General features: G+C 62.0%; 24 protein-coding genes. 14 read left to right on the top strand and 10 right to left on the bottom strand.

Going from position 1 to position 26,949, the window contains the following annotated elements; translation table 11 throughout:
- The first annotated feature begins 643 nt into the window (after positions 1–643).
- From pcaR to pcaC, 11 genes are all read left to right on the top strand, one after another.
- Positions 644–1,486, top strand: a complete 843-nt coding sequence (gene pcaR / locus ACKLNA_RS14495) for a pca regulon transcriptional regulator PcaR (RefSeq protein ID WP_007963153.1) — start codon at positions 644–646, stop codon at positions 1,484–1,486.
- A gap of 294 nt (positions 1,487–1,780) precedes the next feature.
- On the top strand, positions 1,781–3,127 hold the full coding sequence (locus ACKLNA_RS14500; protein ID WP_408986234.1) for an MFS transporter: 1,347 nt from the start codon (positions 1,781–1,783) through the stop codon (positions 3,125–3,127).
- A 188-nt stretch (positions 3,128–3,315) separates the two neighbouring features.
- Positions 3,316–4,173 carry a CoA transferase subunit A gene (locus ACKLNA_RS14505; RefSeq protein ID WP_003222404.1) on the top strand — a complete coding sequence of 286 codons (858 nt, stop codon included), beginning with the start codon at positions 3,316–3,318 and terminating at the stop codon, positions 4,171–4,173.
- On the top strand, positions 4,173–4,952 hold the full coding sequence (locus ACKLNA_RS14510) for a CoA-transferase subunit beta (RefSeq protein ID WP_248742786.1): 780 nt from the start codon (positions 4,173–4,175) through the stop codon (positions 4,950–4,952). The genes ACKLNA_RS14505 and ACKLNA_RS14510 overlap by 1 nt, the downstream gene beginning before the upstream one ends.
- Positions 4,949–6,154, top strand: coding sequence for a 3-oxoadipyl-CoA thiolase (gene pcaF, locus ACKLNA_RS14515; RefSeq protein WP_408986235.1), 1,206 nt, complete (start codon positions 4,949–4,951; stop codon positions 6,152–6,154). Before ACKLNA_RS14510 ends, pcaF begins: the two co-directional genes overlap by 4 nt.
- A 36-nt stretch (positions 6,155–6,190) precedes the next feature.
- Positions 6,191–6,895 carry a protocatechuate 3,4-dioxygenase subunit beta gene (gene pcaH / locus ACKLNA_RS14520; protein ID WP_007957831.1) on the top strand — a complete coding sequence of 235 codons (705 nt, stop codon included), beginning with the start codon at positions 6,191–6,193 and terminating at the stop codon, positions 6,893–6,895.
- Position 6,896: 1 nt separating this feature from the next.
- Positions 6,897–7,463, top strand: a complete 567-nt coding sequence (pcaG, locus tag ACKLNA_RS14525; protein ID WP_408986236.1) for a protocatechuate 3,4-dioxygenase subunit alpha — start codon at positions 6,897–6,899, stop codon at positions 7,461–7,463.
- Between the two features lie 111 nt (positions 7,464–7,574).
- Positions 7,575–8,870: an MFS family transporter gene (locus tag ACKLNA_RS14530; protein WP_408986237.1), complete on the top strand. Its 1,296-nt coding sequence runs from the start codon at positions 7,575–7,577 to the stop codon at positions 8,868–8,870.
- Positions 8,871–8,916: 46 nt separating this feature from the next.
- Entirely contained in the window at positions 8,917–10,281 is a 1,365-nt protein-coding gene (locus ACKLNA_RS14535; protein WP_408986238.1) for a 3-carboxy-cis,cis-muconate cycloisomerase, read from the top strand.
- 12 nt (positions 10,282–10,293) lie between these two features.
- Complete coding sequence (gene pcaD / locus ACKLNA_RS14540) at positions 10,294–11,085, top strand: 3-oxoadipate enol-lactonase (RefSeq protein ID WP_408986239.1); 792 nt, start codon at positions 10,294–10,296, stop codon at positions 11,083–11,085.
- Positions 11,086–11,095: 10 nt separating this feature from the next.
- Complete coding sequence (pcaC, locus tag ACKLNA_RS14545) at positions 11,096–11,488, top strand: 4-carboxymuconolactone decarboxylase (protein WP_011332825.1); 393 nt, start codon at positions 11,096–11,098, stop codon at positions 11,486–11,488.
- 51 nt (positions 11,489–11,539) lie between these two features.
- On the opposite strand, the gene ACKLNA_RS14550 is transcribed toward pcaC, so the two are convergent.
- The 5 genes from ACKLNA_RS14550 to emhA all read right to left on the bottom strand — a co-directional run bounded on the left by ACKLNA_RS14550 (position 11,540) and on the right by emhA (position 19,839).
- Positions 11,540–12,346, bottom strand: a complete 807-nt coding sequence (locus ACKLNA_RS14550) for a methyltransferase domain-containing protein (protein WP_408986240.1) — start codon at positions 12,344–12,346, stop codon at positions 11,540–11,542.
- 177 nt (positions 12,347–12,523) lie between these two features.
- Positions 12,524–13,783 (bottom strand): OprD family porin, encoded by a 1,260-nt coding sequence (locus ACKLNA_RS14555; RefSeq protein ID WP_408986241.1) that lies wholly within the window; start codon positions 13,781–13,783, stop codon positions 12,524–12,526.
- 291 nt (positions 13,784–14,074) lie between these two features.
- The gene (emhC, locus tag ACKLNA_RS14560; RefSeq protein ID WP_085712977.1) at positions 14,075–15,535 is read right to left on the bottom strand and encodes an efflux RND transporter outer membrane subunit EmhC; all 1,461 of its coding nucleotides are present in this window, start codon (positions 15,533–15,535) and stop codon (positions 14,075–14,077) included.
- Entirely contained in the window at positions 15,532–18,681 is a 3,150-nt protein-coding gene (emhB, locus tag ACKLNA_RS14565; RefSeq protein ID WP_248738080.1) for an efflux RND transporter permease subunit EmhB, read from the bottom strand. The genes emhC and emhB overlap by 4 nt, the downstream gene beginning before the upstream one ends.
- A 3-nt stretch (positions 18,682–18,684) precedes the next feature.
- Entirely contained in the window at positions 18,685–19,839 is a 1,155-nt protein-coding gene (gene emhA / locus ACKLNA_RS14570; RefSeq protein WP_085712979.1) for an efflux RND transporter periplasmic adaptor subunit EmhA, read from the bottom strand.
- A 267-nt stretch (positions 19,840–20,106) separates the two neighbouring features.
- Between emhA and emhR the strand changes: the two genes are divergently transcribed.
- On the top strand, positions 20,107–20,739 hold the full coding sequence (gene emhR, locus ACKLNA_RS14575; RefSeq protein WP_408986242.1) for an efflux system transcriptional repressor EmhR: 633 nt from the start codon (positions 20,107–20,109) through the stop codon (positions 20,737–20,739).
- Positions 20,740–20,979: 240 nt separating this feature from the next.
- On the opposite strand, the gene ACKLNA_RS14580 is transcribed toward emhR, so the two are convergent.
- From ACKLNA_RS14580 to ACKLNA_RS14590, 3 genes are read right to left on the bottom strand one after another with little or no spacing between them, the layout of a single operon-like run.
- Positions 20,980–22,029 carry an alkene reductase gene (locus tag ACKLNA_RS14580; RefSeq protein WP_408986243.1) on the bottom strand — a complete coding sequence of 350 codons (1,050 nt, stop codon included), beginning with the start codon at positions 22,027–22,029 and terminating at the stop codon, positions 20,980–20,982.
- A 32-nt stretch (positions 22,030–22,061) separates the two neighbouring features.
- On the bottom strand, positions 22,062–23,225 hold the full coding sequence (locus ACKLNA_RS14585) for an MFS transporter (RefSeq protein ID WP_408986244.1): 1,164 nt from the start codon (positions 23,223–23,225) through the stop codon (positions 22,062–22,064).
- A 34-nt stretch (positions 23,226–23,259) separates the two neighbouring features.
- Entirely contained in the window at positions 23,260–23,562 is a 303-nt protein-coding gene (locus ACKLNA_RS14590; protein WP_007957866.1) for a helix-turn-helix transcriptional regulator, read from the bottom strand.
- A 171-nt stretch (positions 23,563–23,733) separates the two neighbouring features.
- Here ACKLNA_RS14590 and ACKLNA_RS14595 point away from each other — a divergent pair, with 171 nt between their 5' ends.
- Complete coding sequence (locus ACKLNA_RS14595) at positions 23,734–24,306, top strand: ACP phosphodiesterase (RefSeq protein WP_408986245.1); 573 nt, start codon at positions 23,734–23,736, stop codon at positions 24,304–24,306.
- Between the two features lie 14 nt (positions 24,307–24,320).
- On the opposite strand, the gene ACKLNA_RS14600 is transcribed toward ACKLNA_RS14595, so the two are convergent.
- Positions 24,321–25,115, bottom strand: a complete 795-nt coding sequence (locus ACKLNA_RS14600) for a lysophospholipid acyltransferase family protein (protein WP_408986246.1) — start codon at positions 25,113–25,115, stop codon at positions 24,321–24,323.
- Positions 25,115–25,870 (bottom strand): L-ornithine N(alpha)-acyltransferase, encoded by a 756-nt coding sequence (gene olsB, locus ACKLNA_RS14605; RefSeq protein WP_408986247.1) that lies wholly within the window; start codon positions 25,868–25,870, stop codon positions 25,115–25,117. The genes ACKLNA_RS14600 and olsB overlap by 1 nt, the downstream gene beginning before the upstream one ends.
- Positions 25,871–26,023: 153 nt before the next feature.
- Between olsB and ACKLNA_RS14610 the strand changes: the two genes are divergently transcribed.
- Positions 26,024–26,929 carry an acyl-CoA dehydrogenase gene (locus ACKLNA_RS14610; protein WP_408986248.1) on the top strand — a complete coding sequence of 302 codons (906 nt, stop codon included), beginning with the start codon at positions 26,024–26,026 and terminating at the stop codon, positions 26,927–26,929.
- The last annotated feature ends 20 nt before the right edge of the window (positions 26,930–26,949 follow it).

Genomic DNA, 26,949 nt, shown 5'->3' on the forward strand with positions numbered 1-26,949 from the left:
GTGCTACCTGTATGAGTTGAGATAAATGTCTGGTGAAACGCACTGCAACGAATCGATTGAACCGGTTCGCCAGCAAGACGCGGCCTGAACAGGCAGCGGTGTTGTCGGCAGGGCGGTCAAGACTTCCATGTTACAGGCGGCTACGGCACCAGATTAAAACTGACGCAGCATCAGTTTCCTGTTTCAGCGAGCGCGCTGGCGGTGCATGGGTGATGATCATCAGGCGCTGGCCGGGGCTGAAGGCAATGGACATTACCTCAGCGAATGACGTCGACGGCCAATAAAAGTGCGACGCCATTGAGGTGCATTATAGCGGCCGATTCGGGATTGACTATCTTTGCCAAGTTAAAAACGGTTCCGGATGTGTGATTGTTTTGTGACTCGCAACTTTTACCGGTAGTTGCATCGTTGTTTCCGGGTGTTGTGTTTCTGGCGTCATTTAGTCGATCAACTAAGGGGGCGGGCGAATGAGTGATATCGCGTTGGAAACTTTACAGAGTCGCTTCATCCGGGTTGGAGGGCGCGTTTGCGATTATCGGTCGACGGTTCGATAATCGCCCGGTGTTGGCGATCTGGCGCTTGTGCATCTATCTGCGAGCCGCTTGTATAGCCTTTGATCCGAACAAGAAAAAAAGGACCTGACATGAACGATCAAATGCGCAATTCCTTCACCTCGGTAGCGCCGCCGATCGTCGCCTCGCCGGCCAAACGCATCCAGGCCCTGACCGGCGATCCGGACTTCATGACTTCCCTGGCCCGAGGCCTGGCGGTGGTCCAGGCGTTTCAGGAGCGCAAGCGCCACCTGACCATCGCCCAGATCAGCCACCGTACGGAAATCCCCCGCGCCGCCGTGCGCCGCTGCCTGCATACCTTGATCAAACTCGGCTACGCCACTACCGACGGCCGTACTTATTCGTTGCTGCCCAAAGTGCTGACCCTCGGTCACGCCTATCTGTCTTCGACGCCGCTGGCAGTCTCCGCCCAGCCGTACCTCGACCGCATGAGCGAACAACTGCACGAAGCCTGCAACATGGCCACCCTGGAAGGCGACGACATTCTTTACATCGCTCGTTCGGCCACCACCCAGCGCCTGATTTCGGTGGACCTGTCGGTGGGCGGGCGCCTGCCGGCGTATTGCACGTCCATGGGCCGGATTTTGCTGGCGGCACTGGACGACACGTCGTTGCGCGAATACCTCGACCACGCCGAACTGGTGGCCAAGACCAGTCGCACACTGCACACCCCCGAGTCCTTGCTCGAATGTCTGCAGGAAGTGCGGCAGCAGGGCTGGTGCATCGTCGATCAGGAACTGGAGCAAGGCCTGCGTTCGATTGCGGTGCCGGTGTATGACGCTTCCGGCCAGGTGGTGGCCGCGCTCAACGTCAGCACCCACGCCGGTCGCGTCAGCCGTACCGAACTGGAACAGCGCTTTCTGCCGGGTCTGCTGAGCGCCAGTCGCGACCTCAGCGCGCAGTTGTTCGCCTGATGAAGCTGTTCGATAAACGCACAGAGTTGCGTTTATCGAATTGACGCTAAAACCCCCGGATCATTAATGTCGCGGCAGCGTCATCCGGCGCTATTGTGAATGAGCCCGCCGGATTGTCGACTCCCATAATAATGACAAGAGGCAACTTCCCATGCGCACGTTCCCCGACTGTCGCCGCTCCCGTTCCTGTTGCCGGTTTTAGCGCAACGCCTGATTCCCTCCTTATATGCTTGTGTCCGTGCCAGTCTTTGGCCGGTCGCCGTTCGACTGCGTTTTTTGCGTGGAATAAAAATAATGAACCAGCCTCAGTCCGCTGTAGGTCACTGCCTCGACGTGCAGTCCTTCATCAACGCCCAACCGATCTCGCGCTATCAGTGGCGGGTGGTGATTCTGTGTTTCCTGATTGCCTTTCTTGATGGCCTCGACACGGCGGCCATGGGGTTTATCGCGCCGGCCCTGTCCCAGGACTGGGGCATCGACCGCGCCAGCCTCGGCCCGGTGATGAGCGCCGCGCTGATCGGCATGGTCTTCGGCGCACTGGGCTCCGGGCCGTTGGCTGACCGCTTCGGGCGAAAAGTCGTACTGGTCGGAGCGGTCTTTCTGTTCGGTGCTTTCAGCCTGGCGTCGGCCTACGCCACCAACGTCGAGCAATTGCTGGTGCTGCGTTTTCTCACCGGTCTGGGATTGGGCGCGGGCATGCCGAACGCCACCACGCTGCTGTCGGAATACACCCCGGAGCGCAAGAAGTCGCTGCTGGTGACCAGCATGTTCTGTGGCTTCAACCTCGGTATGGCCGGCGGCGGATTCATCTCGGCCAAGCTTATTCCGGCGTTCGGCTGGCACAGCCTGTTGCTGATCGGCGGGATTCTGCCGCTGATCCTCGCCGTGGTGTTGCTGCTCTGGCTGCCGGAATCGGCGCGTTATCTGGTGGTGCGTAACCGTGGCACCGACAAAGTGCGCAAAACCCTTGCGCCCATTGACCCGGCCATCGTCGCCCAGGCAGCAAGTTTCAGCGTGCCGGAGCAGAAAACCGTAAAAGCCCGCAATGTATTCGCGGTGATTTTCTCGGGCACCTACAGCGTCGGCACGTTGCTGCTGTGGCTGACCTACTTCATGGGCCTGGTGATCGTTTACCTGCTGACCAGCTGGCTGCCGACCCTGATGCGTGACAGCGGCGCGAGCATGGAGCAGGCGGCCTTCATCGGCGCGTTGTTCCAGTTCGGCGGGGTGTTGAGCGCGGTCGGCGTAGGCTGGGCGATGGACCGGTTCAATCCGCACAAGGTCATCGGCATTTTCTACCTGCTGGCCGGGGTGTTTGCCTACGCGGTCGGGCAGAGCCTGGGCAACATCACGCTGCTGGCGACGCTGGTGCTGGTGGCGGGCATGTGCGTCAACGGCGCGCAATCGGCGATGCCGTCGCTGGCGGCGCGATTTTACCCGACTCAAGGCCGGGCTACCGGTGTGTCGTGGATGCTCGGGATCGGTCGCTTCGGTGCGATTCTCGGCGCATGGATGGGCGCGACCCTGCTGGGCCTGGGCTGGAATTTCGAGCAGGTGCTGACGGCGCTGGTAATTCCGGCCGGGCTGGCCACGGCCGCGGTGGTGATCAAGGGTCTGGTCAGTCACGCGGACGCGACCTGATATCGGGATTGATCGCTTCGCACTCGGGGGTGATCATTAGGTTGATAACAATCTGTTCGATAAACGAACACTCAGTCGATTATCGGATTGTTTGGCGAAAATCAGCGGCTTAATCTTCAGTGACTCCGGCGCACAACCTCGCGCCTTTTTATCACTGGCGATCCACTACAAAAACGGGAGCCCGCTCCATGGCTGAGATCCTTTCGCTGCACGACGCGGTGAAGCAATTCGTCAATGACGGCGACACCGTCGCGCTCGAAGGCTTCACTCACTTGATCCCTACGGCGGCGGGTCATGAAATCATCCGTCAGGGCAAGAAAGATCTGACCCTGGTGCGGATGACGCCTGACCTGATCTACGACCAACTGATCGGCGCCGGCTGTGCACGCAAGCTGATCTTCTCCTGGGGTGGCAACCCTGGCGTGGGCTCGCTGCACCGTCTGCGTGACGCAGTCGAGAAACAATGGCCCCACGCGCTGGAAATCGAAGAACACAGCCACGCCGACCTGGCCAATGCCTACGTCGCCGGCGCCTCCGGCCTGCCGTTTGCGGTACTGCGGGCCTACGCCGGTTCCGACCTGCCGAAGGTCAACCCGCTGATCAAGTCCGTGACTTGCCCGTTCACCGGTGAAGTGTTGGCGGCGGTGCCGTCGGTGCGTCCGGACGTGACTGTGATCCACGCCCAGAAAGCCGACCGTCAGGGCAACGTGCTGTTGTGGGGCATCCTCGGCGTGCAGAAAGAAGCCGCACTGGCCGCCAAGCGCTGCATCGTCACCGTCGAAGAAATCGTCGACAACCTCAACGCGCCGATGAACGCCTGCGTACTGCCGACCTGGGCGTTGAGCGCGGTCTGCCATGTACCCGGTGGCGCGCATCCGTCCTACGCCCACGGTTACACCGAGCGTGACAACCGCTTCTATCAGGCGTGGGATCCGATCGCCCGCGACCGTGAGACGTTTACCGCGTGGATCAACGAATACATCCATGGCTGCGCTGACTTCAGTGAGTTCCAGGCCAAGTTGGCCGCTGCTTCGGAGGCCAAGTAATGACTTACACCACCAATGAAATGATGACCGTCGCCGCGGCCCGTCGCCTGAAGAACGGCTCGGTGTGCTTCGTCGGCATCGGCCTGCCGTCGAAAGCCGCCAACCTGGCGCGCCTGACCTCGTCACCGGACGTGGTGCTGATCTACGAGTCGGGCCCGATCGGCGCCAAGCCAAGTGTGTTGCCACTGTCCATCGGTGACGGCGAACTGGCGGAAACCGCCGACACCGTCGTGCCGACCGGTGAGATTTTTCGCTACTGGCTGCAGGGCGGACGCATCGACGTCGGTTTTCTCGGCGCGGCTCAGGTCGACCGTTTCGGCAACATCAATACCACGGTGGTCGGCGATTACCATCAGCCGAAAGTTCGACTGCCGGGTGCCGGTGGCGCGCCGGAGATCGCCGGTTCCGCGAAAAGCGTGCTGATCATCCTCAAGCAGTCGGCGCGTTCGTTTGTCGACAAGCTCGATTTCATCACCTCGGTCGGCCATGGCGAGGGCGGCGATTCGCGCAAACGTCTGGGCCTGCCGGGTGCCGGCCCGGTCGGGATCATCACCGACCTGTGCATCATGGAGCCGGAAGAGGGCACCCACGAATTCGTGGTCACCGCATTGCACCCCGGTGTGACCCGCGAGCAAGTAGTCGCGGCCACCGGCTGGGCCATCCGTTTTGCCGACAGCGTGGCCACCACTGCCGAACCGACCGAGGTCGAGCTGAGCGCTTTGCGCGATCTCGAAGCCCGCACCGCAGCGGCCCACGGCCAGGCACCGGGAGAAGCATGATGCGCGACGTTTATATCTGCGATGCGATTCGTACCCCCATCGGTCGTTTCGGTGGCGGTCTGGCGGCGGTTCGCGCCGACGACCTGGCCGCCGTGCCGATCAAGGCCCTGATGGAACGCAATCCATCGGTGGACTGGAGCGCCATCGACGAAGTATTCCTCGGCTGCGCCAACCAGGCCGGCGAAGACAACCGCAACGTGGCGCGCATGGCGCTGTTGCTGGCGGGTCTGCCGGAGAGCGTTCCGGGCGTCACCCTCAATCGCCTTTGCGCGTCGGGTATGGACGCCATCGGTACGGCGTTCCGCGCCATCGCCAGTGGTGAAATGGAGCTGGCGATTGCCGGCGGCGTCGAGTCGATGTCCCGCGCTCCGTTCGTGATGGGCAAGGCTGATTCAGCGTATTCGCGCAACATGAAGCTGGAAGACACCACCATCGGCTGGCGTTTCATCAACCCGTTGATGAAGGCGCAGTACGGCGTCGACGCGATGCCGCAGACCGCCGACAACGTCGCCGACGATTACGAAATTTCCCGCGAGGATCAGGACGCTTTCGCCCTGCGCAGTCAGCAACGTACGGCCGCCGCCCAGGCTGCCGGTTACTTCGCCGAAGAAATCGTCGAGGTGCGGATCGCCCACAAGAAAGGCGAAACCGTGGTCAGCCAGGACGAACATCCTCGGGCCGACACCACCCTTGAAGCCCTGACCAGACTGAAACCGGTCAACGGTCCGGACAAGACCGTCACCGCCGGCAACGCGTCGGGTGTGAATGACGGTGCCGCCGCGCTGATTCTGGCCTCGGCCGAAGCGGTGAAAAAACACGGTCTGACTGCCCGCGCCAAAGTGCTGGGCATGGCCAGCGCCGGGGTTGCGCCACGGGTGATGGGCATCGGCCCGGTGCCGGCGGTGCGCAAACTCACCGAACGCCTCGGCGTGGCGGTCAGCGATTTCGATGTGATCGAACTCAACGAAGCGTTTGCCAGCCAGGGTCTGGCGGTGCTGCGCGAACTGGGGCTGGCGGACGACGCGGCCCAGGTCAACCCGAACGGCGGGGCGATTGCCCTCGGCCATCCGTTGGGCATGAGCGGCGCACGTCTGGTGCTGACCGCCCTGCATCAACTGGAAAAGACCGGTGGCAAGAAAGGTCTGGCGACCATGTGCGTCGGTGTCGGCCAGGGGCTGGCATTGGCCATCGAACGCGTCTGACGCAAGCCGTGACGAACAAGAACAGAGGAAAGCGAAATGACTGACAAGCCTGGTTACCGCCGCCCGCAGGAAGGCACCCAGCCGCCGTATCTGCACCCGAATTATCAATCCACCAATCTGCGCTCGCCGTCCAAGCCGTTGGTGTTTCTGCCTCACTCGCTGTCGGAAATCACCGGCCCGACCATCGGCGCCGAACGAGTGGCTGACACCGATAACGATCTGACCGCCCAGCATCAGGGCGAACCCCTCGGCGAGCGGATCATCATTCACGGGCGTGTGCTCGATGAAGACGGTCTGCCGGTGCCGGGAATTCTGGTGGAGATCTGGCAGGCCAACGCCGCCGGTCGCTACAACCACGCCCGTGACCTGCACGACGCGCCGCTGGACCCGAATTTCACCGGCACCGGCCGCACCGTGACCGACGCCGACGGCTGGTATCAGTTCCAGACCATCAAGCCCGGCGCCTACCCATGGGGCAACCACCACAACGCCTGGCGCCCGGCCCACGTGCATTTTTCGCTGTTCGGGCCGAGCATCCTGACGCGTCTGGTCACGCAAATGTACTTTCCGGGCGATCCGCTGCTGCCGTACGACCCGATCTACAACTGCGTTCCGGACACCTCGGCCAAGGAACGCCTGATCGCCGCTTTCGATCTGGAAAAAACCATTCCGTCCTACGCTCTCGCTTATCGCTGGGACATCGTGCTGCGCGGCCGCGAAGCCACGCCGATGGAGAAATGAGATGACCCTGACTGCGACCACGTCCCACACCGTCGGGCCGTATTACCACATCGGCCTGACCTGGCTGAACCGCGAAAACCTCGCCAACGAGTTGACCCTTGGCCAGCGCGTGGCGATCTCCGGGCAAGTGGTGGACGGCAACGGCGATGTCGTCAACGACGCCATGCTTGAAGTCTGGCAGGCCAACGCCGCCGGCAAATACGATCACCCGGAAGACGAGCAGGCCAAACCGCTCGACCCGAATTTCGAAGGTTTCGGCCGGGTGCCGGTGGATGCCGAAGGGCGTTTCCGTTTCACCACGATCAAACCGGGTACGGTCGAAGGCCTGAAAGGCGCGACCCAGGCGCCGCATCTGGTGGTGCTGGTGTTCGCGCGCGGTCTGGTGAAGCACTTGCTGACGCGGATTTATTTCGAAGGCGATCCGGCAAACGTGAATGATCCGCTGCTCGAATGCGTACCGGCAGAGCGCCGCAGCACATTGCTGGCGAAGGCGGATGCAGAGGGTGTCTATCAGTGGAATGTGATCCTGCAGGGCACTGACGCGGAAACCGTGTTCTTCGATTATTGAAAGAACACTGCACCTTCCCTGCCACAGGGAAGGTGTGTCGCTGTTCCAATGTGGAACGGGACTGTTGCGAAGTGTGTCTAGACTCTCACTGTCCCTATCGAGTGAAAAACAATGACAACCTCCACCTCTCATTACACCGGCGAAGAGCGCAGCAAGCGTATCTTCGCGATTGTCGGCGCCTCGTCCGGCAACCTCGTCGAATGGTTCGACTTCTATGTCTACGCCTTCTGCGCGATCTATTTCGCCCCGGCGTTCTTCCCTTCGGACAACCCCACGGTGCAACTGGTCAACACCGCTGGCGTGTTCGCGGCCGGGTTCCTGATGCGACCAATCGGCGGCTGGATCTTCGGCCGGGTGGCGGACAAGCACGGGCGCAAGAATTCGATGCTGATCTCGATTCTGATGATGTGCTTCGGCTCGCTGCTCATCGCCTGTCTGCCGACCTACAACAGCATCGGCGTCTGGGCACCGGTGCTGTTGCTGTTCGCGCGTCTGCTGCAAGGCTTGTCGGTGGGCGGTGAGTACGGCGCCACGGCGACCTACATGAGCGAAGTCGCGCTCAAGGGCCAGCGCGGATTCTTCGCCTCGTTCCAGTACGTGACGCTGATCGGCGGGCAACTGCTGGCGGTGCTGGTGGTGGTGATCCTGCAACAGTTCCTCTCTGAAGACGAACTGCGAGCCTACGGCTGGCGGATTCCGTTCGTGGTCGGGGCGGTGGCGGCGCTGATTTCGCTGTTCCTGCGTCGCACCCTGAAAGAAACCACCAACAAGGAAACCCGTGAACACAAGGACGCCGGCAGCATCGCTGCGCTGTTCCGCGATCACAAAGCCGCGTTTATCACCGTGCTGGGTTACACCGCCGGTGGCTCGCTGATTTTCTACACCTTCACCACGTACATGCAGAAGTACCTGGTGAACACCGCCGGCATGCACGCCAAGACCGCCAGTTTCATCATGACCGGCGCGCTCTTCTTATATATGTGCATGCAGCCGCTGTTCGGCATGCTCGCCGACAAGATCGGCCGGCGTAACTCGATGCTCTGGTTCGGTGCCCTCGGTACGCTGTTCACCGTGCCGATCCTGTTGAGCCTGAAAAGCGTCAGCAGCCCGTTCCTGGCCTTTGTGCTGATCACCGTGGCGCTGGCGATCGTCAGTTTCTACACCTCGATCAGCGGCCTGGTGAAAGCCGAAATGTTCCCGCCGGAAGTCCGCGCCCTTGGCGTCGGCCTGGCCTATGCGGTGGCCAACGCGATCTTCGGCGGCTCGGCGGAATATGTGGCTCTGAGCCTCAAGGCCGGGGGCATGGAAAACGCCTTCTACTGGTACGTCACGGTGATGATGGCGGTGGCGTTCCTGTTCAGCCTGCGTCTGCCGAAGCAGGCCGCCTACTTGCACCACGATCTCTAAACCGAAGTGCGCGGGCCGCGATGGCCCGCGCCGGCAAGGACTGTTTATGACTCAGCGACCGGGCAATCAATTGTTCGATGCCTACTTCACTGCCCGCGAAATGCGCGAGGTGTTCTGCGATCAGGGCCGGGTGCAGGCGATGCTCGATTTCGAAGCCGCTTTGGCCCGGGCCGAAGCGCGGGTCGGGGTGATTCCGGCGAGCGCTGTGGCATCCATCGAGAACGCCTGCCGCGCCGAGCTGTTTGATTTCGCAGCCTTGGGCGAAGCCATCGCCACGGCGGGCAATTCGGCGATTCCGCTGGTCAAGGCATTGGGCAAGCGGATCGCGGCATCCGATGCTGAAGCCGAACGTTATGTGCATCTGGGCGCCACCAGTCAGGACGTGATGGATTCCGGGCTGGTGCTGCAATTGCGTCAGGCGCTGGCGCTGATCGAAGCGGAGCTGGCGCAACTGGCTGACTCCCTCGCCACCCAGGCGCAGCGCCACGCCGCGACGCCGCTGGCGGGGCGCACATGGCTGCAACACGCAACGCCGGTCACTCTCGGTATGAAGATCGCCGGCTGGCTCGGGGCTGTGACCCGCAGCCGTCAGCGTCTGCGCGAACTCAAGCCGCGCCTGCTGGTGCTGCAATTCGGCGGCGCGTCCGGCACCCTCGCGGCGCTGGGTGAACAGGCGTTGCCGATTGCTCGTGCGCTGGCCGAAGAACTGCAACTGACCCTGCCGGAACAACCCTGGCACACCCAGCGTGATCGCATCGTCGAGTTTGGCGCTTTGCTCGGACTGATCGCCGGCAGCCTCGGCAAACTCGGCCGCGACATCAGCCTGTTGATGCAGACCGAAGCGGCGGAAGTGTTCGAACCGTCGGCGCCGGGCAAGGGCGGCTCCTCGACCATGCCGCACAAGCGCAACCCGGTGGGCGCGGCGGTGCTGATTGGCGCAGCCACCCGCGTGCCGGGTCTGGTTTCGACGCTGTTCAGCGCCATGCCTCAGGAACACGAACGCAGCCTCGGCTTGTGGCATGCCGAATGGGAAACCCTGCCGGAGATCTGCTGCCTGGTGTCGGGCGCGCTGCAACAGGCGCGGCTGCTGGCTGAGGGGATTGAAGTCGATGCCGCGCGCATGGGCCGCAACCTGGAATTGACTCAAGGCCTGGTGCTGGCCGAAGCGGTAAGCATTGTGCTCGCGCAACGGGTCGGTCGCGACACTGCGCATCATCTGCTCGAACAATGCTGCAAACGGGCGGTGGCCGAACAGCGTCATCTGCGTGCGGTACTTGGCGATGAACCGCAAGTGACCGCCGAACTCAGCGCAACTGAACTGGATCACCTGCTCGATCCCGCCCGTTACCTCGGTCAGGCGCAGGTCTGGGTCGAGCGGGCGGTCGCCGAACACAACGCATTGTCTGATTGAAAGGAGAGGGCTGTGGCTTTCGTTCAACTCGCCGATGGCGAACTGCATTACTCATTGGAAGGCCCGGTCGATGCGCCGGCGCTGGTGCTGTCCAACTCGCTGGGCACCGACCTGCACATGTGGGACGTCCAGATGCCGGCGTTCACCGAGCACTTTCGGGTGCTGCGTTTCGACACCCGTGGTCACGGCCAGTCGCTGGTGACGCCGGGCCCCTACAGCATCGAGCAACTGGGTCGCGACGTGCTGGCGCTGCTGGATGCGCTGCACATCGAACGTGCGCATTTCTGTGGTCTGTCCATGGGCGGGTTGATCGGTCAGTGGCTGGGGATCAATGCCGACCAGCGTCTGAACAAACTGATCGTCTGCAATACTGCCGCGAAAATCGGCGACCCATCGGTGTGGAATCCACGCATCGAAACCGTGCTGCGCGACGGCCCGGCGGCGATGGTCGCGTTGCGCGATGCATCGATTGCCCGCTGGTTTACCCCGGACTTTTCTGCCGCCAATCCGGCAGCGGCCAAGCAGATCACCGACATGCTGGCCGCGACCAATCCTGAAGGTTACGCCGCCAACTGCGCGGCGGTGCGCGATGCGGATTTCCGCGATCAACTGGCGTCGATCACGGCACCGCTGCTGGTGATTGCCGGTTCGGAAGATGCGGTGACGCCACCGTCCGGCGGACATTTCATTCAGGAGCATGTGCGCGGCGCCGAGTACGCCGAGTTTTATGCGGCGCACCTTTCCAACGTTCAGGCCGGCGACGCGTTCAGCGAGCGCGTGCTGACATTCCTGCTGGCCGATTGAGGGGACATTTGTGGACGAGAAACAACGTTATGACGACGGCATGCAAGTGCGCCGCGCAGTGCTCGGCGATGCCCACGTCGACCGCAGCCTGACCACGCTGACCGAGTTCAACTCGGAGTTCCAGGAGATGATCACCCGGCACGCCTGGGGCGACATCTGGACCCGTCCGGGCCTGCCGCGCCACACCCGCAGCCTGATCACCATCGCCATGCTGATCGGCATGAACCGCGAGGGCGAGCTCAAGTTGCACCTGCGAGCGGCGGCCAACAATGGCGTGAGCCGTGGCGAGATCAAGGAAGTGATCATGCAGAGCGCGATCTACTGCGGGATTCCGGCGGCGAATGCGACCTTTCATCTGGCCGAATCGGTGTGGGATGAGCTGGGTACCGAATCACGCGAGTGATCGTCGAATTCGTGGGATCGCAGCCTGTGGAAGGCTGCGATCCTTTGAATTTCACACCTTGGCCACAATGAAAATCCGCTTGAACGGAAACAACGTATGCCCGTCGTCCTCCTGCGGATAATGCGCATGCACCCGCATCAGGTAGTGATAGATGAAGCGCGCCTGTTCCTCTGAGGTCAGCCCCTGCATCACCGGCCGCAGCGCCGACACTTTCACCCAGTCATAAACCGGCGACTTGCCGTCGACCACCTGCAACTGCTCGCTTTCCCAGATATCCAGCGACCGGGTCAGCGGTGCGAGCAAACGGTAGTAATCCTCCAGCGCCAACAACGGCCGCGCCGCCATGCGCTGGCGCAGTTGCGGGCTGCCCAGCGGTTGGCCACCGGGGCCGGCATCCTCGAGGGTATCGAGCATCAGGCGATACCACAGCGCATCGCGCCAGTCCGGCATGTGCGCGGCCAGGCAGCCGCCGGGGTTGAGGTGGCGGAGCAATCCCGGCAACAGCGTTTGATGGTCATCGATGAAATGCAGCACGGCCGCGGCGAACAGCAGGTCGGCCGGCTTGCGGGGTTTCCAGTGTTGCAGCTCGGCGTGTTGCCAGCGCGCCTTGATCGGCAGACAGCGGGCGACCTGAAGCATGTCTGGCGAACTGTCGATGCCCTTGATATCTGCTCCGGGCCAGCGATCTGCAAGAACCTTCGTGGCAATCCCGGTGCCGCAACCGAGATCGTAGATGCGTTGAGGATCGTGCAGATCGACGCGGCCGAGCAATTCATCGACCGGTTGTTGCCTGAGACGGGAAAACTGCTGATACGCCTTGGCATCCCAATCGGGAGCCGGTTTGACTCGAGTGATCATGAGGTGGTCCTCCGATGATCGGCAGTGTCTTCCGGTGACAGCCTGGCTCAAGTCCCGGGGGACCAACATCAACAGATAACGGAAGCGGGAAGGGTGGAGCGCCTGAGTCCTTCAGGTGCATCCACTCTACTCAACGATGGGTGACGATCCATGAATTCTGACGGATGGCGCAGCCCTCTAGAGCAGGTTGATCGGGTAGCTGACGATCACCCGGTTTTCGTCGAACTCGTTGTTGCTGTAGTCACGGCGCATGGTCGAGTTGCGCCACCGCACATTCAGGTTCTTCAGCGTGCCGCTCTGCACGGTGTAGCCCAGTTCCGATTCGCGGCCCCATTCCTTGCCGTCGGTAATGGTGCCGGTATGCACGTTGTCGCCGCTGAGGTAGCGGTTCATCAGGGTCAGCCCGGGAATGCCGAGGGCGGCGAAGTTGTAGTCGTGGCGGATTTGCCAGGAGCGTTCCTGAGCGTTGTCATAGCTTGAGTTGTAGCTGTCGTTGGCCAGGGTCCCGCCGCTGGTGCCGTTGACCCGCATCCAGTTGTTGTCGCCGGTGAGTTTTTGCAGGCCGACGTAAAAGGTGTTGCCGCCGTAGCGCGCGGAGAACAGTCCCGACCAGGTCTTGTTGTCGAGCTTGCCGGCCCGGGCGCTGCCGTCGTCCTTGCCGTAGAAGAATCCGAGGTTGGCGCCCAGGGTCCAGTCGCCGAGTGGCTGGCTGTGGATCAGGTTGATGTATTGCTGGCTGTAGATGTCCTTGAGTTCGGCGTTCCACAGGCCGATCTGCGTGCGCTTGCCGTTGAACGCGTATTCACCGCCCTGGAAGTTGAAGCGATCCGAGGTGAACGCCGGTTTGCCGAACATCGACATGTCGCTCATGCTGCTGTCGTCGCGCGGGCTGTTGGCGCGGAACTGGCCGCCGTAAAGGGTCAGGCCGTCGATTTCCTTCGAGGTGATCTGCCCGCCACGAAAGGTCTGCGGCAGCGAGCGACCGTCATCCGAACGCAGGATCGGCAGTACCGGCATCCATTCCCCGACCTTGATTTCGGTCTGCGACAGTCTGGCCTTGAAGGCCACGTTGGTGCGGCCGAAGGTGTCCGCCGGGCGACCGTCATGATCCAGCGGCAACAGTTGCGTGCCCCCCGTGCCTTTGCCGCCATCGAGCTTCACCGAGTACAACCCCAACACGTCCATGCCGAAACCGACGGTGCCCTGGGTAAAACCGGATTTGGCGTCGAGGATGAAACTTTGCGTCCATTCCTGCGCCAGGCCCTGGGTCTTGGTCGGGTTGGTAAAATTGCGGTTGATGTAGAAGTTGCGCAGGTTCAGGTCGGCCTTGGCACCGTCGATGAAGCCTGCTTCTTCCGCGATCGCGGGCAGGGCGGTGCCGAGCAGAGCCAGGGCAATCAGGCCGGGGAGGGCGTATGGCGCAGTGGGATGGGTCATCGCAGGGTCTCTTTTTTATTTTTTGAAGACGAACGGGATCCGTTGCAGCCGCTTTCAGGGGCTGACACGAGGTTGCAACATCGGGAGGTTTCGGCTGGTGTCAGCCGGACGGGGCAGGGCGCGGATACATGGTGTCGAACCTGTTGTTATTGGTTTTGTGGCTGGAATGGTGCGGGGCGTGAGTGACGCGGTTCAATCGCTGAAAGCGGGTTCCGGGCGATTATCGAACGCAAGATGAGCGGGCAACAAAAAGCCCGCCAATGGGGCGGGCTTCTTGTGTTCACCGGATGATCAGAACAACTTCATCTTCGGCGCTTCTTCTTTCAACGGCTCGTTCTGCGCGGTTTGCGCATTCCAGCCGCCACCCAGTGCCTTGTACAGGTTGACCGCACTGGTCAGCTGCGCGAGGCGGTCGGTGATCAGGGCCTGTTGGGCGCTGAACAGCTGACGCTGGGCATCGAGGAAGGTCAGGTTGCTGTCGACGCCGATGCGGTAGCGACGCTCGGCCAGACGGTAGTAGTCCTGGTTCGCGGCGACGAAATCACGCTGGGCCTGCAACTGCTCGGTGTAGGTCTGGCGCGCGGCCAGGCCGTCGGCGACTTCCTGGAAGGCCGTTTGAATGGACTTCTCGTAGTTCGCCACGCCAATGTCCTTCTGGATCTTGGCGTAGTCGAGGCTGGCGCGCAGGCTGCCGGCGTTGAAGATCGGCAGGTTGATCTGCGGCTGGAACAGCCACGTACCCGAACCGCCCTTGAACAGGCCGGACAGGTCCGGGCTCAGGCTGCCCGCGTTGGCGGTCAGGCTGATGCTCGGGAAGAACGCTGCACGGGCCGCGCCGATATTGGCGTTGGCGGCCTTCAGGTTGTACTCGGCCTGAAGGATGTCCGGACGGCGTTGCAGCAGATCCGACGGCAGACCGGCCGGCACATCGCTGAGCAGGTCATCCGACAGCGGTTTGGCCGCTTGCAGGTTGGCCGGCACGCCGGTGCCGAGCAGCAGGGTCAGGCTGTTTTCGTCCTGGGCCACCTGGCGGGTATAACGCGCCAGTTGGGCACGGGCGTTCTCGACCGAGGTACGCGACTGCGCCAGGTCCAGCGCCGAGGCCACACCGACTTCGTTGCTGCGGCTGGTCAGCTTGTAGCTTTCCTCGAAGGCACCGAGGGTGTCCTGAGTCAGCTTCAGCAATTCCTTGTCGGCCTGCCAGGTCAGGTAGGCGTTGGCCACGCTGGCCACCAGGCTGATCTGGGTGCTGCGGCGCGCTTCTTCGGTGGCGAAGTATTGTTGCAGCGCTTGTTCGCTCAGGCTGCGAACCCGACCGAACAGGTCGAGCTCGTAGGCGCTGATGCCGACGGTGGCGGTGTAGGAGCTGGTGATGTTCGCTTCACCGGTCTGCGACGCACGGGCCGGAACCCGCTGACGGCTGCCGCTGGCATTGGCCGAAACCGCCGGGAACAGGTCGGCACGCTGGATGCGGTATTGAGCCGCGTAGGCGTCGATGTTCAGCGCCGCGACACGCAGGTCGCGGTTGTTTTCCAGGGCGACCTGGATCAGCTGTTGCAGGGCAGGGTCATGGAAAAACTGCTTCCAGCCCTGCTCGGCAGCGGCCTGCGCCGGTGCCTGGGCCGGCGAGTACGCCGGGCCCTGCGGGAATTGCGCGGCCACCGGTGCTTCAGGCTGCTGATAATCCGGTATCAGCGAGCAACCGCTCAGCACGAAGGCGGCGACTGCGATGGAGAGTAGCGACTTGCTCATTGGCCAGCCTCTTTAGGAGTTTCTTTGGTGTCATCCTCGCCAGCGATTTTGCGCTGACCCATGGACGACACAGTGACGAAGAACAGTGGGACCCAGAAGATCGCCAGGATCGTGGCCGTGAGCATACCGCCAATCACGCCCGTACCGATCGCGTGTTGACTGCCCGAGCCTGCGCCGGTGGAGATGGCCAACGGTACTACACCGAGGACGAACGCCAGCGAGGTCATGATGATCGGTCGCAGACGCATGCGGCAGGCTTCGATCGCCGCATCGCGCAGACTGCGCCCTTGCTCGTGCAGCTCCTTGGCGAACTCGACGATCAGAATGGCGTTTTTAGCCGCCAGGCCGATGGTCGTCAACAGGCCCACCTGGAAGTACACGTCGTTCGACAGACCGCGCAGGCTGGTAGCCATCAGTGCACCGATGATCCCCAGCGGCACCACGAGCATGACCGCGATCGGAATCGACCAGCTTTCATACAGCGCCGCCAGACACAGGAACACCATCAGCAGCGACAGGGCGTACAGCGCTGGCGCCTGCGAGCCGGACAGACGTTCCTCGTAGGACAGACCGGTCCAGGAGATACCGACACCCGGCGGCAGCTTGGCAGCAATCGCTTCGACTTCGGCCATTGCTTCACCGGTGGAGTAACCCGGCGCCGGAGAACCGAGGATTTCCATCGCTTCTACACCGTTGTAACGCGCCAGTTTCGGCGAACCGTAGATCCACTCGCCCTTGGCGAACGCGGAGAACGGAACCATGGTGCCGGCGCTGTTGCGCACGTACCACTTTTTCAGGTCTTCAGGGCTCATGCGAGCACCGGCCTGACCTTGTACGTAAACCTTCTTCACACGACCACGGTCGATGAAGTCGTTGACGTAGCTACTACCGAAGGAGATCGACAGGGTGCTGTTGATGTCGGACAGGCTCAAGCCCAGGGCACGGGCCTTCTCGTCGTCGATTTCCAGGTGGTATTGCGGCTCGTCGTTCAGACCGTTCGGACGCACCTGGTAGAGCACCTTGCTCTGCGCGGCCATGCCGAGGAACTGGTTACGGGCTTCCATCAGCTTGTCGTGACCGATACCGGCGCGGTCCTGCAGGAACACGTCGAAACCGGTGGCGTTACCCAACTCCAGTACGGCCGGCGGGGCAAAGGCAAACACCATCGCATCGCGGAAGCTGAAGAAGTGCTGCTGGGCGCGCTGGGCCAGGGCGAACACGCTGTTGCTCGCGTCACGCTCGTGCCAAGGCTTGAGCATGATGAACGCCAGACCGGAACTCTGGCCGCGACCGGCGAAGTTGAAGCCGTTCACGGTGAACACCGAGGCTACCGAACTGGACTCTTTATCCAGCAGGTAGGTACGCATTTCATCGATCACCACCTGCGTGCGTTCGGCACTGGAACCGGCAGGCGTCTGTACCTGGGCGAACAGTACGCCTTGGTCTTCTTCCGGCAGGAACGCGGTCGGAATGCGGGTGAACAGCCAGATCATGCCGACCACGATCAGGATGTAGGCCAGCAGATACGGCGCCTTGCGCTGCAGAATGTTGCCGACACCGCGCTCGTAGCTGCGCACGCTGCGGTCGAAGTTGCGGTTGAACCAGCCGAAGAAACCTTTTTTCGGCGTGCCGTGCTCGCCTTTCGGAATCGCCTTGAGCATGGTGGCGCAGAGCGCCGGGGTGAAGATCAGCGCAACCATTACCGACAGGGCCATGGCCGAGACGATGGTGATCGAGAACTGACGGTAGATCACACCGGTGGAACCGCTGAAGAACGCCATCGGCAGCAGTACCGCCGACAGAACCAGGGCGATACCGACCAGGGCGCCCTGGATCTGGCCCATGGACTTCTTGGTCGCCTCTTTCGGTGACAGGCCTTCCTCGGCCATCACCCGCTCGACGTTTTCCACCACGACGATGGCGTCGTCCACCAGCAAGCCGATGGCCAATACCATACCGAACATGGTCAGGGTGTTGATGCTGAAACCGGCGGCCGCGAGGATGCCGAACGTACCGAGCAATACCACCGGCACGGTCATCGTGGTGATGACGGTGGCGCGGAAGTTCTGCAGGAACAGGAACATCACCAGGAACACCAGCGCGATCGCTTCGACCAGGGTTTCAACCACACCCTTGATCGATTCGGTCACCACCGGGGTGGTGTCGTACGGGAACACCACTTCCATGCCTTGCGGGAAGAACGGCTTGAGGTCGTCAATCGTCTTGCGCAGGGCCTTGGCGGTGTCGAGGGCGTTGGCACCGTTGGCCAGTTTCACGGCCAGACCGGAAGCCGGTTTGCCGTTGAACTGGGCCGCGATGCTGGAGTTTTCACCGCCCAGACCGACGTCGGCGACATCACCGACACGTACTTGCGAGCCATCCTGGTTGACCTTCAGCAGAATCGCCTTGAACTGCTCGGCGGTCTGCAGACGGGTCTTGCCGATGATCGTGGCGTTCAGTTGCTGGCCTGGCAGCGCCGGCAGACCGCCGAGCTGACCGGAAGAAATCTGCACGTTCTGCGCCGAGATCGCGGCGCTGACATCGGCCGGGGTCAGGTTGTACTTGTTCAGCTTGGCCGGGTCGAGCCAGATACGCATCGCGTACTGGGCACCGAAGACCTGGAAGTCACCGACACCGGCGGTCCGCGAGATCGGGTCCTGCATGTTCGACACGATGTAGTTGGACAGGTCGTCCTTGGACATGCTGCCGTCACGCGATACCACGCCGATTACCAGCAGGAAGTTCTTCACTGCCTTGGTCACGCGGATACCCTGTTGCTGCACTTCCTGCGGCAACAGCGGGGTGGCCAGGTTCAGCTTGTTCTGGACCTGGACCTGCGCGGTGTCGGAGTTGGTGCCTTGCTCGAAGGTCGCGGTGATGGTCATGCTGCCGTCGGAGTTACTTTCCGACGACACATAACGCAGGTTGTCGATACCGTTGAGCTGTTGCTCGATCACCTGTACCACGGTGTCCTGGACCGTCTGTGCCGAAGCACCCGGGTAGGTCACGGAAATCGCAATGGCCGGTGGCGCAATGCTCGGGTACTGGTTGATCGGCAGCTTGAGGATCGATAGAGCCCCGACCAGCATGATCACCAGGGCAATTACCCAGGCGAAAATCGGACGGTCGATAAAAAATTTCGACATGAGTTACTCCCCTTTGCCGCCGTAGGCTTTGTCAGCTGCCTTGGCGGGTGCCGGGTTCTTGGCTACGTTGGTCGCTTCGGTCGGATTGACCTGAACACCAGGGCGGACGAATTGCAGCCCTTCGGTGATCAGACGATCCCCGGCTTTCAGGCCGTCTTCGATCAGCCACTGGCTGCCGACGGTGCGGCTGGCCTTGAGCTGACGCAGTTCGACCTTGTTGTCCGCACCGACGACCAGCGCGGTCGGGGTGCCCTTGAGGTCACGGGTCACGCCTTGTTGCGGCGCCAGGATGGCGGCGGCGTTGACACCGGCCTGCAGCTGGGCGCGCACGAACATGCCTGGCAACAGGGTGTGATCCGGGTTCGGGAACACGGCGCGCAGGGTCACGGAGCCGGTGGTCGGGTCGACCGACACTTCGGAGAATTCCAGCTTACCGTCGAGTTTGTACTGGCTGCCGTCTTCCAGGGTCAGCTTGACCGCAGCGGCGTTGTCACCAGCCTTCTGCAGACGACCGCTTTCCAGTTCACGGCGCAGTTCCAGCAGTTCGACCGAGGACTGCGTCACGTCGACGTAGATCGGGTCCAGTTGCTGGATGGTCGCCATCGCATCGGCCTGACCGCTGCTGACCAGCGCGCCTTCGGTGACCGAAGAACGGCCGATACGACCGGAGATCGGCGCGTAGACCTTGGTGTAACGCACGTTGATCTGCGCGCTCTGCAGCGAAGCTTCCGATTGCAGGCGGTTGGACACGGCGGTGTCGTATTCCTGACGGCTCACGGCCTGCTCGTCGACCAGTTGCTTGTAGCGGTCGGAGATCGACTTGGTCGAACGCAGGTTGGCTTCGGCGCTTTTCAGGGTCGCTTCATAGACCGACGGATCGATCTGATACAGCTGCTGGCCGGCTTTGACATCGCCGCCTTCCTTGAACAGACGCTTGAGAATGATGCCGTTGACCTGCGGACGGACTTCAGCGATGCGGAACGCACTGGTGCGGCCCGGAAGTTCCGATGTGAGGGTAAAGGCTTGTGGTTGCAGGGTGACGACGCCGACCTGAGGAGGTGGTGCGGCGGGAGCCGCCTCTTCCTTTTTACATCCGCTGAGCAGCGATGCCAGGGCGACGGCAGTGACCAGAGCGGTAACAGCTGGCTTGAATTGCATGAAGATCCTCGGGTCAGGCGCGCGAAAAGCGCACAAGAAGTGTGGAAGGGTAAAAAAAGGTTACCGGGTGGATAAGTAGCTTGCTAAGGAATATACTTACGTTCATGGTTGTTTGTAAACACCTTGGCTGCGTACCCAACCGGTTACAAAGGTCGTGGCAAGGTCTGAAATTGTAGGCCGGGGGAGTCGATCCGCGAGAGATCCACCCCTTTTTATTCAGCGGATATTCAGCCATCCCTGAAACATCCTGTTTGAGGTTTTACTGCCATGGTTCGTCGTACCAAAGAGGAAGCTCAGGAAACGCGAAGCCAGATTCTGGAAGCCGCCGAGAAAGCTTTCTATGAAAGGGGCGTGGCCCGTACGACGCTGTCCGACATTGCGAGCCTTGCGGGTGTAACGCGCGGCGCCATCTACTGGCACTTCAGCAACAAGGCCGATCTGTTGCAGGCGATGCTCGATACGCTGAAGGAACCGCTGGATGAACTGGCAAAGGCCAGCGAAAGCGAGGACGAACCCGATCCGCTGGGCTGTATGCGCAAGCTGTTGATTCATTTGTTTCATCAAATTGCGCTGGACCCTAAAACCCGGCGTATCAACGAAATTCTGTTTCATAAGTGCGAATTCACCGATGAAATGTGCGATCTGCGCCAGCAGCGCCGGACCGCCAGCCTCGATTGCAATGTGCATATCGCGCTGACATTGAGTAATGCAGTCAATCGTGGGCAACTGCCGGCGGACCTCGACACCGCCCGCGCTGCCATCAGCATTCACGCCTTTATCGATGGCATCCTGTATCAGTGGCTGCTGGCCCCGGACAGCTTCGAGCTGTACGCCGAAGCCGAGCGCTGGGTCGATACAGGGCTGGATATGCTGCGCCTGAGCCCAAGCCTGCGCAAATGAAACAAAATGCGTAATTGGATCTGCTTGTGTCAATGAAGGAGGCGGATGAAGATCCCTGTTCGTTCGCCTCGCCGCAGTGGATTGCTTTTATATACCTCAACCCATCGAGTTGATACGTAGCGAACTACGTATTTTGTAGGGATTTTGTGTCAAACCTGTGAGCGATTCGCGAACCCCGCGCCCAATAAAAAGCCCCCGGCTCTCACGAGTCGGGGGCTTTTTGCGTTTCTGCGCTGCGACTTACAGCGTCGGGTAGTCGAGGTAACCGACTGCGCCTTTGCCGTAGAAGGTTTCCGGGTGCGGTTGGTTCAGCGGCGCGTCGGCCTTCAGACGGGCCGGCAGATCCGGGTTGGCAATGAACGGGATGCCGAATGCCACGGCGTCAGCCTTGCCCTCGGACAGCCACGCGTTGGCGCTGTCCTTGGTGAAGCGCTCGTTGGCGATGTACGCGCCGCCGAAGGCTTCTTTCAGTTGTGGGCCGAGGCTGTCGGCACCTTCTTTCTCACGGGAGCAGATGAATGCGATGCCACGCTTGCCCAGTTCGCGAGCGACGTAGGTGAAGGTCTCGGCCAGGTTGTCGTCGCCCATGTCATGGGAGTCGGCACGCGGAGCCAGGTGTACGCCGACACGGCCGGCGCCCCAGACTTCGATGGCGGCGTCGGTCACTTCCAGCAGCAGGCGGGCACGGTTTTCCAGGGAACCGCCGTAGTTGTCGGTGCGCTGGTTGGTGCTGCTTTGCAGGAACTGGTCGAGCAGGTAGCCGTTGGCGCCGTGGATTTCCACGCCGTCGAAGCCGGCGGCCTTGGCGTTTTCCGCACCGACGCGGTAGGCGTCGACGATGTCGGCGATTTCAGCGGTTTCCAGCGCGCGTGGGGTCGGGAAGTCGGCCAATGGGCGAACCAGGCTGACGTGGCCTTTAGGCTGGATGGCGCTCGGTGCAACCGGGGTTTCGCCGTTCAAGTACGACGGGTGGGAAATCCGGCCCACGTGCCACAGTTGCAGGACGATCTTGCCGCCGGCGGCGTGTACAGCCTTGGTCACGTTGGTCCAGCCACGTACCTGATCGTTGGACCAGATGCCCGGGGTGTCCGGGTAGCCGACGCCCATCGGGGTCACCGAGGTGGCTTCGCTGAGAATCAGGCCGGCCGAAGCGCGTTGCACGTAGTACTCGGCCATCAGCGCGTTCGGTACGCGACCTTCGTCGGCGCGGCAGCGGGTCAGCGGCGCCATGATGATGCGGTTGGACAGCTCGAGGTCGCCCAGTTTGATCGGATCGAAAATTGTTGCCATGAGATACAACCCTCGTGAAGTAAGTGAGTGAATCAGTTAGCGGTGGCCAGCTCGGGATTACCGTTCCGGCGGAATGTGATCAGGGTTACCAGCAGGGCCAGGATCGCGAGCGCCGCAGCAGCCAGAGGCACGCTGGTCAGGCCGTAGCCGTGGGCGATGACGCTGCCGCCGACCCAGGCGCCGAGGGCGTTGCCGACGTTGAAGGCGCCGATGTTCAGGGTCGACACCAGGTTCGGTGCGGCCTGGCCGTAGGTCACGACGTTCACTTGCAGGGCAGGCACGGCGGCGAAACACGCGGTGGCCCAGAGGAACAGGGTGATTTCGGTCGGGATCAGCGCAATGCTGGTCCAGGTCAGGACGGTGGAGGTCACGGCCATGGCGATGAACACGCCGATCAGCGTCGCGGCCAGGCCTTTGTCGGCCATCTTGCCGCCGATGATGTTGCCGACGGTCAGGCCCAGGCCGATCAACATCAGGGTCCAGGTCACGCCACGGGGCGAGACGCCGGTGACATCGCCCAGCAGCGGCGCGACATAGGTGAACAGGGTGAATACAGACGCAGCGAACAGTGCAGTCATACTCAGCGACAGCCAGATCCCGGCGCCCTTGAGCGCGGTCAGTTCGGCGCGCATGTCGAGTTTTTCTTCGTCACGCTTGGCCGGCAGGAAGCGGATCAGGCCGATCAGCGCGATCACACCGATCACGGTCACTGCCCAGAAGGTCGAACGCCAGCCGGCTTCCTGACCGAGGGCTGTGCCCAGCGGCACGCCGAGGACGTTGGCCAGGGTCAGGCCGGTGAACATCAGGGCCACGGCCGAAGCACGTTTGTTCGGCGCCACCAGGTTGGCCGCCACCACCGAACCGATGCCGAAGAACGCACCGTGACACAGGGCGGTGACCACTCGGGCGAACATCAGCACCTCGTAGTCAGTGGCGATGGCGCAGAGCAGGTTGCCGATAATGAAGATGCCCATCAACGCCACCAGTGCAGCCTTGCGCGGCAGTTTGGCGGTGGCCATTGCCATGAACGGTGCACCGATGGCCACGCCCAGGGCGTAACCGGTCACCAGCCAGCCGGCGCCGGGAATCGACACGCCGAGATCCGCCGCCACATCGGGCAACAGGCCCATGATGACGAATTCCGTGGTGCCGATGGCGAAGGCGCTCAGGGCGAGTATGAGGAGCGAGAGGGGCATCATTTAGTCCTTTTCGGCTGGCTGACGTTAAGGGTCAGAGCTCTTTACTGAGAGTGCTGAGGAACGCCTGGATCACGTCCTCGTTGCGTTTGAAAAAGTGCCACTGGCCGGCCTTCTGGCTGCTGATCAGCCCGGCCCGTTGCAGGGTGGCCAGGTGGGCGGAGACGGTCGATTGCGACAGGCCGCAGCGTTGGTCGATCTGCCCGGCGCAGATGCCGTACTCGTGGTTGTGGATCTGTTCCGGAAACTGGGCTTTCGGGTCTTTCAGCCAGTTGAGGATGTCTCGCCGTACTGGGTGTGCCAGGGCTTTTATTATTTCGTCGAGGTCAATGTTCATGGCTGGTTGCTCGTGATGTGTGTAGCGCTATATCGCGATGAGGCGAACTTTAAATCGGTATTTCGCGATATACCAATATGAATTCGATCTGACGACCGCATAAATCGGTATATCGGGTTATAACGATATGTGAGGTGTAAACAAACGCGGGCGCGGTGCTAAGCTGCGCCCATGAACTATCTCGCACATTTGCACCTCGGTGGCCAGCGCCCCGGTCAACTGCTCGGCAGTCTGTATGGCGATTTCGTCAAAGGACGGCTGCAAGGGCAGTTCGACCCGGAGATCGAAGCGGCGATTGCCTTGCATCGTCAGATCGATGTGTTCACCGATCGCCACCCTTTGGTGGACGCTTCATTGGCGCGGTTTTCCTCGACCCGCCGCCGTTACGCCGGCATCGTTCTCGACGTGTTCTTCGACCATTGCCTGGCCCGCGATTGGGCGTTGTACGCCGACCGGCCGCTCGGCCAGTTCACCACCGACGTTTACCGCGTGCTGTCCAGCGAGCGGCAATTGCCCGAGCGCCTGGCGAAAATCGCCCCGCACATGGTGGCCAATGACTGGTTGGGTTCGTATCAGGAGTTCGAAGTGCTGGACCAGGTGCTACGCGGGATTTCCCGGCGTCTGAGCAAGCCTGAAGAACTGGCGGGGGCGATGCAGGAATTGCGGCGGTTGTATGAACCGCTCAGTGATGACTTTCGCTTGTTCTACCCACAGCTGCAGGACTTCGCCGGCCGGCAGCTGTAGGCAGAGGATGACGATCAGGCAGCGATGAGTTCGCCTGCGCGACGCGGTTCGGCCGGTTTGGCCACCTCGCCGAACAACGCTTTCTGTACCGCTTGCTGGGCTTCGTACGCCAGTGCAGCGCGTTCCCGGCCCTGACAGGCAATCGGCTTGAGCAGGTGAACTTCCACCTCGCCGCAATCGTTGCTGAACAGACGCATCAGGTGCGACAGCAGATCATCGTCACCAATGAACGGTGCCAGCGAATCGATTTCGCCATCGCGCAGATAACGGATCGCCACCGGTTGCAGCATCACTTCCGAATCAATCGCCGCCGACAGCAGACGACCATGAAAGGTACGCAGCGAACGGCCATCCGTGGTGGTGCCTTCCGGGAACATCAGCAGCGGGTGATCGGTTTGCAGGTGACGGGTCATCTGCTTGCGGATCAACTGGCTGTCGCCCGAGCCGCGACGGATGAACAGGCTGCCGGCCTTCGCTGCCAACCAGCCCGCCACCGGCCAGGTGCGCACCTCGGCCTTCGACAGAAACGACAGCGGCGTGAGCATGCCGAGCAGCGGAATGTCAGTCCACGACACATGGTTGCTGACCCACAGCATCGGTTGCTTCGGCAGCTCACCGTGCACGGTTACGCGAAAGGGCAGGGCATTGCTCAGGCGCGCCATGAAAAACCGCGACCAGCGCTGCCGGCGTTGCATCGAATGAGCCAGCCCCAGACGTTCGAAAACCCCGAAGACACTGGCCATGCTCAAGCCCAGCGTCACCACCAGCAGCACCCGCGCGATCCGCGCGTACACCCGCAGCCGGCTCATCACACGGCCGCCTTGAAGTGCTTGGCGTAGCGCGGGCAGAGCTCGTCGCGCTTAAGCAGGATGAACACGTCGGCGACCTGGAAGTCTTCGTCCCAGCACGGCTCGCCGCAAATCTTCGCGCCCAGGCGCATGTAAGCCTTGAGCAGCGGTGGCATTTCGGCGATCACGTTCGAAGGAAGATCCAGCGTTGGCAGCGGGTTCTTCGGCTCGGCGCGCAAGTGTTCGGTGCACAGATAACGTTCGCGCAGGCGCTGCATGATCGCGTGGGCCTGCACGCCGCCGTCCTGCATCGGGATGCTCGCGCAACCCATCAGGTAGCTGTAGCCGCCCTGTTTGAGGACTTCGGCCAGTTCACCCCAAAGCACGGCGATGGTGCCGCCGTTGCGGTAGGCCGGGTCGACGCAGGTGCGGCCGATTTCCAGGATCGGGCCTTGCAGACCGGCGAGGCCGTGCAGGCTGAATTCTTCTTCGCTGTAGAACTTGCCCAGGCTGCTGGCGGCGGTGTGATCGAGCAAACGAGTGGTCGCCACCAGGCGGCCGGTGTTCAGGTCACGCACGCCGATGTGGCTGCAGTGAACATCATAGTCATCCATGTCCAGACCCAGTTCCGCGCCTTTCAGCTTGGCGTTGAACTCGCCGCTGAACACGTTGAAACGCAAGGCCTGGGCTTGCTGCAAGGCCTCGGCGCCGATCAGGCGTTCGGCTTGCAGGCGGCGTTCATTGCCGGTGTCGCTGATGCGGGCGATCTGAGTCATTTGAATCTCCGTACGGGCCTTTAACCCGTCGTGGGTTACAGCCGATCGACTTTCTTTATGCAGCTGTGTTGTGCAAAGTCAGGCTATGTAGCCCCGGTGTCATCGCCATGAATGTTTGGTGATGCTTATATGACAGCCCACGAGGAGCCTCTGATGACCTGGTCGACCCTGCTTGAGTGTCGCGAACGCCTGCCCGCCGTTGCCGATCTGGCGGAGGGTTTCGCCACGCTGCTGCATCAACTGGGCAGCGTCACGCCGTTCGAACTGGCGGTGGCGGGAGGGCGGCGGATGGCGACGCCGGGGCTGGCGTTTCTGGTGGGCTATCAGGCCGCGTTGCGCATGCTCTGGCCGAGCGCGCCGCCGAGCCTGGGCGCGTTGTGTGCGACCGAACAGCGCAGCCTGCGCCCGGCGGACATGCAGACCCGGCTGACGGATTTGCGCCTGAGCGGGCAGAAGGATTTCGTCACCGCCGGCGACGCGGCGGACTGGCTGCTGATCGCTGCGCGCAGTGAGCAACCCGGTGAATCACCGCGCCTGAGCCTGGCGGTGGTGTACCCCGGCGAATCCGGCGTGCGTGTGGAAAAACTCCCGGCATTGCCGTTGATGCCGGACATCAGCCATGGCCGCTTGCACCTCGACGACGCCCTGTGCGAGCTGCTCGCCGGGGACGGTTGGGACGCTTACGTCAAACCGTTCCGCACCCTTGAAGATGTTTACGTGTTGAGCGCAATGACTGCATGGCTGTACGGCGTAGGTCAGGACAGCGGCTGGCCGCAGCCGCTGCAATTGCGCTTGCTGGCGCTGTTGGCCGGGTGTGCGGAAGTCAGTCGCCAGCCGCCGAACAACTCGGCGGGGCATGTGTTGCTCGGTGGCTTGTTTGCACAATTCGACGGGCTCAAAGCGGAAGTCGATCAGGCTCTGCGCGACGGCAATCCTGAGTGGGCGGCGATGTGGCAGCGCGACCAGGCACTGATGCAACTGGCAGCAGGCGCACGGGCCAAGCGACTGGCCAAGGCGCTGGCGGCAAGCCAAAACACATCTGTCATGAACGCCGGCTAGGCTTGGCAGGTTCATCCCCA

It is taken from the genome of Pseudomonas sp. UV AK001 (genome assembly GCF_046097675.1).
Taxonomy (GTDB): domain Bacteria; phylum Pseudomonadota; class Gammaproteobacteria; order Pseudomonadales; family Pseudomonadaceae; genus Aquipseudomonas; species Aquipseudomonas kribbensis.